Source organism: Massilia aurea, assembly GCF_024753205.1.
Lineage (GTDB): Bacteria > Pseudomonadota > Gammaproteobacteria > Burkholderiales > Burkholderiaceae_D > Telluria > Telluria aurea.
The window spans coordinates 22,070-34,798 of the sequence record NZ_JANUGZ010000001.1 but is presented as its reverse complement, the minus strand read 5'-3'; the positions used below and the strand labels follow the sequence as shown (position 1 = coordinate 34,798).

Here is a 12,729-nt window from a genome sequence, read left to right as displayed (position 1 = left end):
GACGCCTGGACGGTAGGGTCCAGGCGAAGTTCCGACATTCTGCTCAAGAATGGCTATTAATGCCACTTTTAGTCATCGTACAAACTGCGGTTTAGTGGTTATGCCGCGGCATCGCGCCGGCCACGGCCCGATATGGCAAGGCCAGTTCCATGCAGGCGCCCGTGTGCAGCTGGCCCACCGTGGCGCGGTAAATCTCTTGCCACGGTGTCTGGCTTGGCGGGATCGCCGGCGGCGTGTCGAGCTTACGCGCTTCGAGTTCAGCGTCCGACAGCAGCACGTCGCAGCGACCATGCACCAGGTCCACGCGCACGATATCGCCCGTGTGCAGCAGCGCCAGATTGCCGCCGGCCGCGCTTTCAGGTGACGCATTCAGGATCGACGGGCTGTCCGAGGTGCCCGACTGGCGCCCGTCGCCCAGTGTCGGCAGATTGTTGATGCCGCGCTTGATCAGCGCATCGGGCGGTTGCATGTTGACGACTTCGGCCGAACCGGGCCAGCCGATCGGACCGGCGCCGCGGATGACCAGCATCGTGTGCTCGTCGATGCCCAGTTCAGGGTCGTTGATGCGCGCATGGTAATCGTCCGAGCCGTCGAACACGACGACCTTGCACTCGAAGCAGTTCTCGGCGCCAGGCGTGGCCAGGTAGCGTTCGCGGAAGCTTGGCGAAATCACGCTCGTCTTCATGATCGCAAAGTCGAACAGGTTGCCTTTCAAGACCAGGAAACCCGCGTTTTCCTTGAGCGGATCGGCGAACGGGCGGATCATCTCGCGGTCCATCGTCTGGAGCATGTCGATATTCTGCGCCAGCGTTTTGCCCGTCACCGTCAGGCGATCCGAACGCAACAGGCCGGCCTGATCGAGTTCCCACATCACGGCCGGCACGCCGCCCGCGCGGTGGAAGCGCTCGCCCAGGTATTTACCGGCGGGCTGCATGTTCAGCAGCAGCGGCACTTCGTAACCGTAGGTCATCCAGTCTTCGGTGGTGATCTCCACGCCCGCATGGCGCGCCATGGCCATGATGTGCGGCTGCGCATTGCTGGAGCCACCGATGGCCGCGTTGACGACGATCGCATCGAGGAACGCGTCGCGCGTCAGGATGTTCGACGGGCGCACGTCTTCCATCGCAAGGCCGACGATGCGCCGGCCCGTCTCGTACGCCATCTGACCACGCTCGCGGTATGGCGCGGGAATCGCGGCGCAACCGGTCAGCGACATGCCCAGCGCTTCGGCCACGGCGTTCATCGTCGACGCCGTGCCCATCGTGTTGCAATGGCCGGCCGACGGCGCCGAGGCGGTGGCGATGTTCATGAATTTCTGTTCGTCGATCGAGCCGGCGGCCAGCTGGCGGCGCGCCTTCCAGATCGCCGCGCCCGACCCCACCAGCTCACCGTCGAACCAGCCGTCGAGCATCGGGCCGCCCGACAGCACGATGGCCGGCATGTCGACCGTCGACACGGCCATCAGCTGGGCCGGCGTGGTCTTGTCGCAGCCGGTCGTCAGCACCACGGCATCGATCGGATAACCGTGCAGGATCTCGACCAGGCCCAAGTAGGCCAGGTTGCGGTCCAGCGCCGCAGTCGGGCGGCGGCAGTTCTCGAAAATCGGGTGCAGCGGGAATTCCATCGGGATGCCGCCGGCGTCGCGGATACCGTCACGCACGCGCTTGACGAGTTCCAGGTGGATGCGGTTGCACGGCGTGATGTCGCTGCCGCTCTGGGCGATGCCGATGATCGGTTTGCCCGAGCGCAGTTCGTCGGGCGTGATCCCGTAGTTCATGAAGCGCTCGAGGTACAGCGCCGTCATGTCGATCCGCTCCGGATTGTCGAACCAGTCCTGCGAGCGGAAACGGAAGGTGGATTGCTTGGTCATGCGGTGATTCTCCAGTGCGCGTTACAGGTGCAACGCATGTTGCGGCAGGCCCGGCGTCTCGGCGCGGAACGTGAACAGGCCACCGGCCAGCGGCTGCGCCAGCCGATCGGCCTCGCTCAAACCTTTGCGCGCGGTGGTGGCATACACGGTGCGCAGATCGTCGCCGCCGAAGGCCGGCTTGGTGATGTTCGCGCATGGGAAGCGCACCTCATCGACCTTGCGTCCTTGGGGATCGTAGCGGTCGATGCGCCAGCCGCCGAAGACGGCGACCCACAGGTAACCTTCGGCGTCGACTGCCATGCCGTCCGGATGGCCGCTGCCTTCGTGCGTGACGAACAGGCGCTTGCCATGGATCGCGCCGTCCGGGCCCAGGTCGAAGGCGTGGATCGTGCGCGCCAGCGTGTCGGTGTGGTACAGCGTGGTCGCGTCCGGGCTGATGGCCGGACCGTTGGTGATGATGTAGCCGGCGTCCATCGCGCGTGCCGGCTGGCCGGCGCCGTCGAAGCGGTACAGCTTGCCGGTGGCCTCGCTCTCGCCATTGTCCATCGAGCCAAACCACAGGCGCCCGGCTGCATCGACGTGCCCGTCGTTGAAGCGGTTGCCCGGCAGGTCGGCTTCGACGCGGGCCAGCGCGATGAACGCGCCATCGTTCTCGGCGAAGCGGTACAGGCCATCTTCGAGCCCGCACACCATGCCGCCATCGTCGCTCGGCGCGAGAAAGCCGATCTGCGACGGCGCATCCCAGCTCTGGCGCGCGCCGCCGTCTTCATCGCAGCAGTGGATGCGACGGCCCTTGATGTCGACGAACCAGATCTTGCGCCGGACCGCATCCCACAAGGCGCCCTCGCCCAGCGTGGCCTTGACGTCCCACAGGCAGTGCACGGCGCCGCTCATGCGCCGTACCAGCCAGCGTCGACGAAATATTCGCGGCCGCTGCAGCGGCGCGCGTTGTTCGAGGCCAGGAACAGCGACAGCGCCGCCACGTCCTGCATCTCGACGCGCTGCGGCAGGCACTGGCCAGCCAGGATGCGTGCTTCTTCTTCTGGCGTGTGCCACAGCGCCTGCTGGCGCGGCGTGCGCACGGCGCCCGGGATGACGGTATTGACGCGGATGTTCTCGGCGCCAAGGTCGCGCGCCAGGCCGCGGCTCATCGCCTCGATCGCCGCCTTGGCCATCATGTACAGCGACAGCTGGTTCGACGCCAGGTACCAGGAAATGGAGCCGAAATTGAGGATCACGCCGCTGCCCTGGCGGCGCATCATCGCCACTGCTGCCTGGCTGCAGAAATACGTATGGCGCAGATTGACTGCCATCCGGCTTTCCCAGTAGTCGGGCGTGACGTCGTCGATGCCGTGGCGGTCGTCGTTGGCGGCGTTATTGAGCAGGATGTCGATACCACCGGCTTGGGCTTCGATGGCGGCAAAGGTCGCGGCCAGCGCATCGAGGTCGGTCAGGTCGCACGGCAGGAAGCGCGGTTTGTGCGCGGAACCGGCCAGCGAGTCGGCCAGCGCAGTCGAGGCTTCTTTGGCGATGTCGAGGAACCAGACCTGCGCGCCCTGGCCGGTAAACGCCGTCACCAGTTCGCTGCCGATGCCGGTGCCGCCACCGGTGATGACGACGCGCTTGTCGCGCAGGTCGGGATAGGTCGCGTAGACCAGTGCGGCGGGGGTGGAATCTGGTGTTGAATCGTGCATCGTGAACTCGCGGTTATCTTGAAGCGGATCGGAAAGCGAAACGTGGGGCGCGCCGTCAGGAGGGGTCATGCTGGACGGCCTGCCAGCAGTTCGCGCCGCGCCAGGTTCTGGTACAGCGCGCGCACACCGAAGGTCCATGGCGCAATGGTGTCGCTGCGGCCGACCGTGTTGACCAGGGCGCCCAGCGCCGGGGTCGAGATGGTGACCTTGTCGCCCGGGTGGTGCGTGAAGCCGCCACCGGCGGCGCCGCGGTCCTTGATCGGCGAGAACATCGTCCCCAAAAACAGCATGAAGCCGTCCGGGTACTGGTGATGCGCACCGCAGGTCTGGGCCACGAGGTCGAGCGGGTCGCGGCTGATCTCGCGCATGCGGCTCGAACCGGCCAGCGTGAAGCCGTCGTCCGCGCCTTCGATCAGCATGCTCACTTCGCAGCTGCGCAGCGTGTCGAGCGTGAAGTCGCCATCAAAAATGCGCACGAACGGGCCGATGGCGCACGAGCCGTTGTTGTCCTTGGCCTTGCCAAGCAGGAGCGCGCTGCGCCCTTCGATGTCGCGCAGGTTGACGTCGTTGCCCAGTGCGGCACCGACGATCTCGGCGCGGCTGTTTACGGCCAGCACGATTTCGGGTTCCGGGTTGTTCCAGTGCGACGACGGGTGCAGGCCGACGACGGCGCCATGGCCCAGCGACGACATCGGCTGCGATTTGGTGAAGACTTCGGCGTCGGGGCCGATGCCCACTTCCATGTATTGCGACCACAGGCCGCGCGCGCTCAGCTCCGTTTTCAGACGCATCGCGGCGCTGGAACCCGGCACCATCTCGGCCAGGTTGGTGCCGATGGTCGCCTGCAGTTCCGTGCGCAATGCAGAGGCGCGGGCAGGATCGCCCTTGGCCTGTTCTTCGATGACGCGTTCGAGCAGGCTGACAGCAAACGTCACGCCGGCGGCCTTGATGGCCTGCAGGTCACACGGCGCGAGCAGCTGAACGCCGCCCTCGCTTAGACCGCCGTCCAGCGCGGCTTGCAGCAGGCTGGCAGCGTCGCCCAGGTCGTCCCCTTCGGCGCTCTTGACGATCGCCAGCATGTCGGCGGCATCGCGCTCGAACAGGTCGGCGACGGTGGCTGCGTGGTGGGTGATGTCGATGATGCGGCCGGCGCGCACGGCGACGACTGCCGGGCCGTCGATCGGGGCCGGGCGCCAGACACGGCCAACCAGCAGGGCCGACGCGATGTCAGCGGGTAGCGCGTCGGGTAGCGTGCCGGGCAGCGCATTGACGGAAGATGCGGTCATGTTTTCTCTCGTTCGTGGTGACGGGTCCTGGCGGGCGCGCAGACGGCTGCGAAGACGGATGCAAAGCAGCGTGGCGCGGGCAGCCGGGACAAACCGGTACTCAGGAGGTGTGACGGGAAGGCGCGCGGCGCAGCGTGGCTGCAGCCACGCCGGCGGGCAGCCGGGTGTGCGGGTCTTGCATGGTCGTCTCCTGATGCTTTTTGATTATTTTAATGTGCGTCACAACAATCCTTTAACAGAATTGTTAGCGCAACCATTGCAGTCTAAACTTCTGTTCGGACGGTTGTCAACGAATTATTGGAATGCTTGCAGGGGAGCGGGAACGGCAAAGAATGCGGCGTTTGCAGACACGCCAGGAGATGGTCCCTGCCCCTTCTGAGGCCGGGACGGTACCTTTGTCAGAGGCTCCGCGCTGCTGCAGGCAAGCGCGCCGGCGGGCGCACGCGTGGCGCGGCGTCAGACTGGCGCCGCACCAGGACAAAGTCCATGCGCGTCTGCTCTGGCTCGGCCGGTTCTTCTTCGCGCATTGCGCGCACGCGCCGCACGAGCGCCTGCACCGCTTCGCGCGCCATCTCGGCAATCGGCTGGCGCACGGTCGTCAGCTCGGGCCAGATGGTGGTGGCCAGCGCGGTATCGTCGAAGCCCGTGACCGTGAGATCGCCCGGCACATCCAGCGCCAGGCGGTGGGCGACGGCGACCGTGGCGGCAGCCATATCGTCGTTGCTGGCAAAGATCGCCGTCGGCCGCTCGGCAAGCGCGAGCAACTGCTCGGCCGCGTCCAGGCCCGAGCGGTAGGTAAACATCCCCTGCACCACCAGTTCGTCGGATGCGTCGGCGTTCATTTCGGTGATCGCGGCGCGGTAGCCGTCGAGACGGCGCGCGCTGGCGCTCTGGTTCGGGTGGCCGACGATGAAGCCGATGCGCTGGTGACCCAGGGCGATCAGGTGGCGCGTCATGTAGTGGGCGGCATCGTAGTCGTCGATGCTCACTGCCCCCAGGCCCGGTGCGGGCGAACCGCACGCGACGACGACAGCGGGAATGCCGGCGCGTTCCACGCACCCCAGCACGGCTTCGCTGTCGCACAGCGGCGGTGGCAAGATGACGCCATCGAGGCCATTGTCGATCAGGCGCTGCGTGTGTTCGGTTTCGTGGTTGCCCGCCTCGCACTTCTCGACGAAGAGTTGGACATTGTTCAGGCCCGACTGGTTCAGCAGGCCGACGAGAAATTCGCTCAGGTAGGCAGCACTCGGGTTGCTGTACAAGAAACCGACGCGGATGGGCTTGGAACCGGCCAGATTGCGCGCTTCCTGGTTCGGCGTATAGTTCAGAGCTGCGACCGCATCGGCGACCTTGCGCCTTGTGCTTTCACGCACCAGGGTTTTCCCGTTCATGACGCGCGAGACCGTCATGGCGGAGACGCCGGCCAGCTTGGCGACGTCCACCATCGTTGGCTTGCCGTGTTCCATCGCTTCACGGATGCTGTCGAGCGTCACTTTACTCATGTCGGGATTGTTTTCAAGGCCAGGGAAATGGGCTTGATGTTAGCACAGCAACGCTTGGGATTGCGCTAACATCCTCCAGCTTCGGCGGGCGCTGCAACGTCGCGGCACATGACGGCAGCGCGCCGACTGGCTATAATCCCGGTCTTCGCATCGAAGGATTCCCCATGTCATTGCTAGCCCACGAGCTTGAACTGCTCTCGCCCGCCAAAACCGCCGAGATCGGGCGCGAGGCGATCCTGCACGGCGCCGATGCCGTCTATATCGGCGGCCCGGCATTCGGGGCGCGGCACAATGCCAGCAACCCGCTCGAAGACATCGCCGGGCTCGTGCAGTTCGCGCACGCCTACCGTGCGCGCATCTTCGTGACGATGAACACCATCATGCACGACAGCGAACTCGAGCTGGCGCGCAAGCAGATCTGGCTGCTGTATGAGGCCGGCGTCGATGCGCTGATCATCCAGGACATGGGCTTGCTCGAGCTCGACCTGCCGCCGATCCAGCTGCATGCCAGTACCCAGTGCGACATTCGTGGGCCAGAGAAAGCGAAATTCCTCGCCGACGTCGGTTTTTCGCAACTGGTGCTGGCGCGCGAACTGACGGTCGAGCAGATCCGCAAGATCCATCAGGTGACCGACACGCCGCTCGAATACTTCGTGCACGGCGCGCTGTGCGTGGCGTATTCGGGCCAGTGCTATATCTCGCATGCTGACAATGGCCGCTCGGCCAATCGTGGCGACTGCTCGCAAAATTGCCGCCTGCCCTACACGCTGAGCGATGGCCAGGGCCGCGTGGTTGCGTTCGACAAGCACCTGTTGTCGATGAAAGACAACGATCAGAGCCGCAACCTGGGCGCACTGGTCGATGCCGGCATCCGTTCGTTCAAGATCGAAGGCCGCTACAAGGACATGGGTTACGTGAAAAACATCACGGCCCACTACCGTCTGCTGCTCGACGAACTGCTGGACCAGCGGCCGGAATTCGTGCGCGCCTCGAGCGGCCGCACGCGCGTGATGTTCACGCCGGACGTCGACAAGAACTTCCACCGCGGCCATACCGAGTATTTCGCGCAGGGCCGCCTGACCGATATCGGCGCGTTCGATTCACCGAAGTACGTGGGCGTGGAACTGGGCATCGTGGCGCGCCTGAACGGCGACAGCTTCGATGTCGTCACTAGCGCGCCAATGGCCAACGGCGACGGCTTGAACTATATGTACAAGCGCGACACGGTCGGCATCCAGGCCAACAAGGCCGACAAGCTGGGCGACGAGCCCGATGGCCAGCGCTGGCGTGTCTATCCGAACGAACCGATGCAGACGCTGGCGGGCTTGAAGGTCGGCACCGTCATCCACCGCAACCGCGATCACGGTTGGGAAGCAACGCTCAACAAGAAATCATCCGAGCGCAAGGTAGCGCTGGAACTGGTGCTCAGCGAACAGCCGGATGGACTGCGCCTGGACATCATCGACGAGGACGGCATCGCGTCGCATGCAGCGGCGGCAATTGCCCTGCAGCCGGCGACGCAGGCCGCGCAGGCCGATGCGGGATTGCGCGCCAGCGTTGCCAAACTCGGCAACACTATGTTCGAAGCGGGCCATGTCGAGCTCAAGCTGAGCCAGCCGTGGTTCGTGCCGAGCGCGGCGATCAATGCGCTGCGGCGCGACGCCATTGCGGCGCACGAAGCGGCGCGCCTGGCGGCCTGGCAGCGGCCCGAGCGCAAGTCGGCGACCACGCCGCCGCCGGTGTATCCGGATGTGCAGCTGAGCTACCTGGCCAATGTCTACAACGACAAGGCACGCGCGTTCTACCAGAAGCATGGCGTGCAGCTGATCGACGCCGCGTACGAGTCGCATGAAGAAGCCGGCGAAGTCTCCTTGATGATCACCAAGCACTGCCTGCGCTTCTCGTTCAATCTGTGCCCGAAACAAGCCAAGGGCGTGCAAGGCGTGCAGGGCCAGGTGAAGGCCGAGCCGATGACGCTGGTCAGCGGAGAAGACCGCTACACACTGCGCTTTGATTGCAAACCGTGCGAGATGCACGTGGTGGGTGCGATGCGCTCGAACATCCTGAAGCAGCCGCCACCATCGGCCGTGTCGTACACGCCGTTGACGTTCCATCGCCAGCGGCCGCGGGCCTGACCGGCTGCTGCCGGCTTATTGTTGCCAATCAAACGGCGCCTGCGGGCGCGGTTATTCATTTCCGGAGGATCGTGCAATCGATGCCGAGGTTTCGGCATGGGCAACGCCACGCCCGATGCCCATACTTGCGCTACTGTCAACACACCAGGGAGCACAGCATGGAACACGCATCGAAAGTCATCCTCATCACGGGCGCCAGCAGCGGTATCGGTGAAGCCACCGCACGTTTTCTTGCCGCGCAGGGCCACCGCGTCATCCTCGGCGCGCGGCGCGTCGAACAACTGGTAACGCTGGCAAGCGCCATCCGCGCGGCCGGCGGCATTGCCGACGTCGCCAGGCTCGACGTCACCAGCATGGAGAGCATGACAGCGTTCGCCGACTTCGCGCTCGACTGCCATGGCCGAATCGATGTCCTCATCAATAATGCGGGCGTCATGCCATTGTCGAAGCTCGACGCATTGAAGATCGACGAGTGGAACCAGATGATTGACGTGAACATCCGCGGCGTGCTGCACGGGATTGCCGCCGTGCTGCCCGGCATGCAGGCGCGTAGCAGCGGTCAGATCATCAATATCGCGTCGATCGGCGCGTATGCGGTGAGCCCGACAGCGGCGGTGTATTGCGCCACCAAGTTTGCCGTGGCGGCCATCACCGAGGGTTTGCGGCAAGAGGTCGGCGGCGCGATCCGCGTGACGCTGGTGTCGCCTGGCGTCGTGGAGTCGGACTTGGCCGAGTCGATCTCGGATCCTGCTGCGCGCGAGGCGATGCGCGAGTTTCGCAAGGTGGCGATCAAGCCGGAGGCCATCGCGCGGGCGATCGGGTTTGCGATCGATCAGCCGGCCGACGTGGATGTCAGCGAGCTGATCGTGCGGCCGACGGCCAGTCCTTACTGAGGCGGATTTGCCGGCTTGATTATGCCGGGATCTTCAGCCCTTTTTGCACGGACGGGCGCGCAAGGAATTTCGTGAGCGCGGCCGACACGTGCGGGAAGTCCTTGATGCCGACCAGATCCCCTGCTTCGTAAAAATTCAGCAGGCCATTGATCCAGGGGAGGATCGCGATATCGGCGATGGTGAAGTCGTTGCCCGCGATCCAGGCGTGCTGCGCCAGTTGGCCGTTGATGACGCCCAGCAGGCGGCGTGACTCGTCGACATAGCGATCGCGTGGACGCTTGTCCTCGATATCCTTGCCAGCGAACTTGTGGAAGAAGCCCAACTGGCCAAACATCGGCCCCACGCTGCCGATCTGGAACATCACCCACTGGATGACCTGATAGCGCGCGGTCGGGTCCAGGGGCATGAGCTTGCCAGTCTTGTCCGCCAGGTAGATCAGGATGGCGCCCGACTCGAACAGCGGCAGCGGCTGGCCGCCGGGACCGTCCGGGTCAATGATCGCCGGGATCTTGTTGTTCGGATTGAGCGACAGGAAGGCCGGCGAATGCTGGTCGTCCTTGGCGAAGTCGACCTTGTGCACTTCGTACGGCAGACCGATCTCTTCCAGCATGATCGGAATCTTGACGCCATTGGGCGTCGGCATCGAATACAACTGCAGCCGGTCCGGATGCTGCGCCGGCCATTGTTTCGTGATGGGGAATGCGGAGAGATCGGTCATGGCAGTGGCGCTCGCCCGATCAGCCGAACAGCTTGGCGGCGGTCTCGGCGATCAGCTTGCCCTGGTGGCGCGCGCCGCCCAGGTCGATCTCGCTCGGCTGACGTTCACCCTTGCCGCCGGCAATCGTCGTCGCGCCGTATGGGCTGCCGCCGGCGACTTCGTCGAGCGTCATCTGCTGCTGGTAGCTGTATGGCAGGCCGACGATGGTCAGACCAAGATTCATCAGATTCGTGATGATCGAAAACAGTGTGGTTTCCTGGCCGCCGTGCTGGGTAGCGGTCGAGGTGAAGGCGCCGCCCACTTTACCGTTCAGGGCGCCGCGCGCCCACAGGCCGCCGGTCTGGTCGAGGAAGGCCGCCATCTGGCTAGGCATGCGGCCGTAGCGCGTCGGCGCGCCGATGACGATCGCGTCGTAGTGCTCCAGCTCATCCACTTTCGCAATGGGCGCAGCCTGCTCCAGTTTGAAGTGGCCGTTCTTGGCGATGTCTTCGGGGACGGTTTCGGGGACGCGTTTCACGTCGACCGTTGCACCAGCGCCGCGCGCGCCTTCGGCCACTGCGTTGGCCATCGTTTCAATGTGACCGTAGGTCGAGTAATACAGAACCAGTACTTTTGCCATGGACTTCTCCGATAGGTGAAAACAGAAAAGCCATTGTAGCGAGATCGGTAAATATACCGGTTTCGCTACAATGGCTTGTCGTGTCGTCTGATTTATCAGCGCGGTTGGCGTACGTCAGATCCAGTAAATGAATGCGGCCAGTGCGACGACCAGGGCCACGCGCGTGATGTTGTACGCGGTCTTGTTCCACGCCTTGAAGCGGCGGCGGTACTGGCCCATGTAGAAGGAAATGCGGAACAGCTTGCTGACCAGGCCGACCTGGTCGCCCGTTTCGTTAGGCGATGCGGCAGCGGTCATCAGGTTACGGCCGAGCCAGCGGTTCACGCTTTGCATCCAGCGATAGCGCATCGGACGCTCGACGTCGCAGAACAGAATGATGCGGTCGCTGTCGCTGCCGTTGATAGCCCAGTGGATATAGGTTTCGTCGAACACGACGCCCTGGCCATCGCGCCAGCTATGGCGCTCGCCATCGACTTCAATGAAGCAGCGGTCATCGTTTGGTGTGGCCAGGCCCAGGTGGTAGCGCATGGAGCCGGCGAACGGATCGCGGTGGGGATTCAGCTTGCCGCCGGGTGGCAGCTCGGCGAACATCGCGGCCTTCACCGATGGGATCGACTGCAACAATGCATAGGTCTGCGGGCACAGGCGCTCGGCCGACGGGTGGCTGGCGTCGTACCATTTCAGGTAGAAACGCTTCCAGCCATTCTTGAAGAACGAGTTAAAACCGGCATCGTCATTCTGCTCGGCAGCCTTGATCTTCTTGAGCGCGAGCATGCTCTCGGCTTCGGCGCGGATGATCGGCCAGTTTTCTTGCAGGCGAGCCAGTTCGGGGAATTCGGAGAGCGGCGTGAACGGCGTATTGGGTACGCGCGAGAACTTGTGCATGAAGATATTGATCGGCGCCATGAACGACGAGTGATCAAAAATCTGGCGACGAAACGGTAGACGGACGCGACCGCGGAAATGGATGTGCAGGATCGATAACACGTAAAAACCGACAACAACCCACTTCATACCATCCTCCGTCCCAGCGCATCGCGTGGCTGGCTTGCTTGATCGAGGACGCAGAATACCACAACGGCTATGGGGCCGTTGCGGGCGGGCCAGGTTCTCAGAGAGAGATGCCGGCGCATCGGCAAGAGGCGAATTGCGCGCTTGCCGATGAAGGAACGTTGGTGGACCTGACGGCCCGCCGGGAAAATCTTAGTGCGTCACCGAGGTGATCGCATACCCTTTTTCGGCGATCTGGTCGCTCAGGTGTTCAATGTCGAAATCCTTGATGGCATCGGCATTGTCTTCCACCTTGTAACCCTGGGCTTGGACTTCCCAATCGGTGTTGGTGGCTTCTTCAGGAATGCTTTTCGATTCCGGCACGGCCAGGTACGAAAACTTGCCATCATGTTCAGCTCGGCGGTAGATATCCAGGCGCATATTATTTCCTCTATTTAATGTTTGCTTTCGGATGAAAGCGAGCATCTTCACAGTAGAAGATCGCGCGCGAAGCGTCTGTTAATTGCCCAACACTCAGTCATGCCATAACGTTATCAGTGACCCGACCGCTGCCCCAACACCCGCGCCGGCAGCATGACAATGCCCTTGAGCAGACTGAACACCGCATCAACACCGATCCCCAGCAACCTGAACGGCAGGAGCAACAGCCATACAACGGGATAAACCAGCAGCGCCAGCAACGCAATCGGCCAGCACACCATCAACAGCAGCACCCACACCAGAAAACTCAGCATATTGCCTCCACGTTGAACATGAAGGCACTGTACCCGCCAGCATATTCAGAAGGCCATCCCCATCCGACGCATGGTCATTTTCCCACCACGAACGGTCGCCAATCCCGATAAACGGCGCAAGCAATAGCCACATGGCTCAATCCAAACAATTAGGGTCAGTGTCGAATTATTGAGCAACTGATTTTCTGCAGTTGGCAAACAATTCGACACTGACCCTATTTATCCATCGAGCAATGACCCATCAATTGGGGTCAGAGTCGAATTATT

At 63.4% G+C, this 12,729-nt stretch carries 12 protein-coding genes; 2 read left to right on the top strand and 10 right to left on the bottom strand.

Going from position 1 to position 12,729, the window contains the following annotated elements; all coding sequences use genetic code 11:
* Window positions 1–91 precede the first annotated feature (91 nt).
* The 5 genes from NX775_RS00185 to NX775_RS00165 form a co-directional block, all read right to left on the bottom strand.
* The gene (locus NX775_RS00185; protein ID WP_258834140.1) at window positions 92–1,870 is read right to left on the bottom strand and encodes an IlvD/Edd family dehydratase; all 1,779 of its coding nucleotides are present in this window, start codon (window positions 1,868–1,870) and stop codon (window positions 92–94) included.
* A gap of 21 nt (window positions 1,871–1,891) precedes the next feature.
* Entirely contained in the window at window positions 1,892–2,764 is an 873-nt protein-coding gene (locus NX775_RS00180; RefSeq protein ID WP_258834139.1) for an SMP-30/gluconolactonase/LRE family protein, read from the bottom strand.
* The gene (gene xylB, locus NX775_RS00175) at window positions 2,761–3,564 is read right to left on the bottom strand and encodes a D-xylose 1-dehydrogenase (RefSeq protein WP_307732080.1); all 804 of its coding nucleotides are present in this window, start codon (window positions 3,562–3,564) and stop codon (window positions 2,761–2,763) included. Before xylB ends, NX775_RS00180 begins: the two co-directional genes overlap by 4 nt.
* 65 nt (window positions 3,565–3,629) lie before the next feature.
* Complete coding sequence (locus NX775_RS00170; RefSeq protein ID WP_258834138.1) at window positions 3,630–4,850, bottom strand: fumarylacetoacetate hydrolase family protein; 1,221 nt, start codon at window positions 4,848–4,850, stop codon at window positions 3,630–3,632.
* Between the two features lie 398 nt (window positions 4,851–5,248).
* Window positions 5,249–6,352: a LacI family DNA-binding transcriptional regulator gene (locus tag NX775_RS00165; protein ID WP_258834137.1), complete on the bottom strand. Its 1,104-nt coding sequence runs from the start codon at window positions 6,350–6,352 to the stop codon at window positions 5,249–5,251.
* Between the two features lie 164 nt (window positions 6,353–6,516).
* Here NX775_RS00165 and NX775_RS00160 point away from each other — a divergent pair, with 164 nt between their 5' ends.
* On the top strand, window positions 6,517–8,487 hold the full coding sequence (locus tag NX775_RS00160; protein WP_258834136.1) for a peptidase U32 family protein: 1,971 nt from the start codon (window positions 6,517–6,519) through the stop codon (window positions 8,485–8,487).
* A 158-nt stretch (window positions 8,488–8,645) separates the two neighbouring features.
* Entirely contained in the window at window positions 8,646–9,380 is a 735-nt protein-coding gene (locus tag NX775_RS00155) for an SDR family oxidoreductase (RefSeq protein WP_258834135.1), read from the top strand.
* A 19-nt stretch (window positions 9,381–9,399) separates the two neighbouring features.
* Here the strand turns inward: NX775_RS00155 and NX775_RS00150 are convergent, their stop codons facing one another.
* The 5 genes from NX775_RS00150 to NX775_RS00130 all read right to left on the bottom strand — a co-directional run bounded on the left by NX775_RS00150 (window position 9,400) and on the right by NX775_RS00130 (window position 12,462).
* Window positions 9,400–10,098 (bottom strand): glutathione S-transferase N-terminal domain-containing protein, encoded by a 699-nt coding sequence (locus NX775_RS00150; protein ID WP_258834134.1) that lies wholly within the window; start codon window positions 10,096–10,098, stop codon window positions 9,400–9,402.
* A 19-nt stretch (window positions 10,099–10,117) separates the two neighbouring features.
* Window positions 10,118–10,717, bottom strand: coding sequence for an NAD(P)H:quinone oxidoreductase (gene wrbA / locus NX775_RS00145; RefSeq protein ID WP_258834133.1), 600 nt, complete (start codon window positions 10,715–10,717; stop codon window positions 10,118–10,120).
* A gap of 114 nt (window positions 10,718–10,831) precedes the next feature.
* Window positions 10,832–11,731, bottom strand: a complete 900-nt coding sequence (lpxO, locus tag NX775_RS00140) for a lipid A hydroxylase LpxO (protein ID WP_183552261.1) — start codon at window positions 11,729–11,731, stop codon at window positions 10,832–10,834.
* 189 nt (window positions 11,732–11,920) lie between these two features.
* The gene (locus NX775_RS00135) at window positions 11,921–12,148 is read right to left on the bottom strand and encodes a DUF6139 family protein (RefSeq protein WP_258834132.1); all 228 of its coding nucleotides are present in this window, start codon (window positions 12,146–12,148) and stop codon (window positions 11,921–11,923) included.
* A 113-nt stretch (window positions 12,149–12,261) separates the two neighbouring features.
* Window positions 12,262–12,462, bottom strand: coding sequence for a hypothetical protein (locus tag NX775_RS00130; RefSeq protein ID WP_258834131.1), 201 nt, complete (start codon window positions 12,460–12,462; stop codon window positions 12,262–12,264).
* Between the last annotated feature and the right edge of the window lie 267 nt (window positions 12,463–12,729).

Bases quoted from the DNA above. Each gene is read 5' to 3' on its own strand.
- NX775_RS00185 (WP_258834140.1), bottom strand. From the start codon at position 1,870: ATGACCAAGCAATCCACCTTCCGTTTCCGCTCGCAGGACTGGTTCGAC.
- NX775_RS00180 (WP_258834139.1), bottom strand. From the start codon at position 2,764: ATGAGCGGCGCCGTGCACTGCCTGTGGGACGTCAAGGCCACGCTGGGC.
- xylB (WP_307732080.1), bottom strand. From the start codon at position 3,564: ATGCACGATTCAACACCAGATTCCACCCCCGCCGCACTGGTCTACGCG.
- NX775_RS00170 (WP_258834138.1), bottom strand. From the start codon at position 4,850: ATGACCGCATCTTCCGTCAATGCGCTGCCCGGCACGCTACCCGACGCG.
- NX775_RS00165 (WP_258834137.1), bottom strand. From the start codon at position 6,352: ATGAGTAAAGTGACGCTCGACAGCATCCGTGAAGCGATGGAACACGGC.
- NX775_RS00160 (WP_258834136.1), top strand. From the start codon at position 6,517: ATGTCATTGCTAGCCCACGAGCTTGAACTGCTCTCGCCCGCCAAAACC.
- NX775_RS00155 (WP_258834135.1), top strand. From the start codon at position 8,646: ATGGAACACGCATCGAAAGTCATCCTCATCACGGGCGCCAGCAGCGGT.
- NX775_RS00150 (WP_258834134.1), bottom strand. From the start codon at position 10,098: ATGACCGATCTCTCCGCATTCCCCATCACGAAACAATGGCCGGCGCAG.
- wrbA (WP_258834133.1), bottom strand. From the start codon at position 10,717: ATGGCAAAAGTACTGGTTCTGTATTACTCGACCTACGGTCACATTGAA.
- lpxO (WP_183552261.1), bottom strand. From the start codon at position 11,731: ATGAAGTGGGTTGTTGTCGGTTTTTACGTGTTATCGATCCTGCACATC.
- NX775_RS00135 (WP_258834132.1), bottom strand. From the start codon at position 12,148: ATGCGCCTGGATATCTACCGCCGAGCTGAACATGATGGCAAGTTTTCG.
- NX775_RS00130 (WP_258834131.1), bottom strand. From the start codon at position 12,462: ATGCTGAGTTTTCTGGTGTGGGTGCTGCTGTTGATGGTGTGCTGGCCG.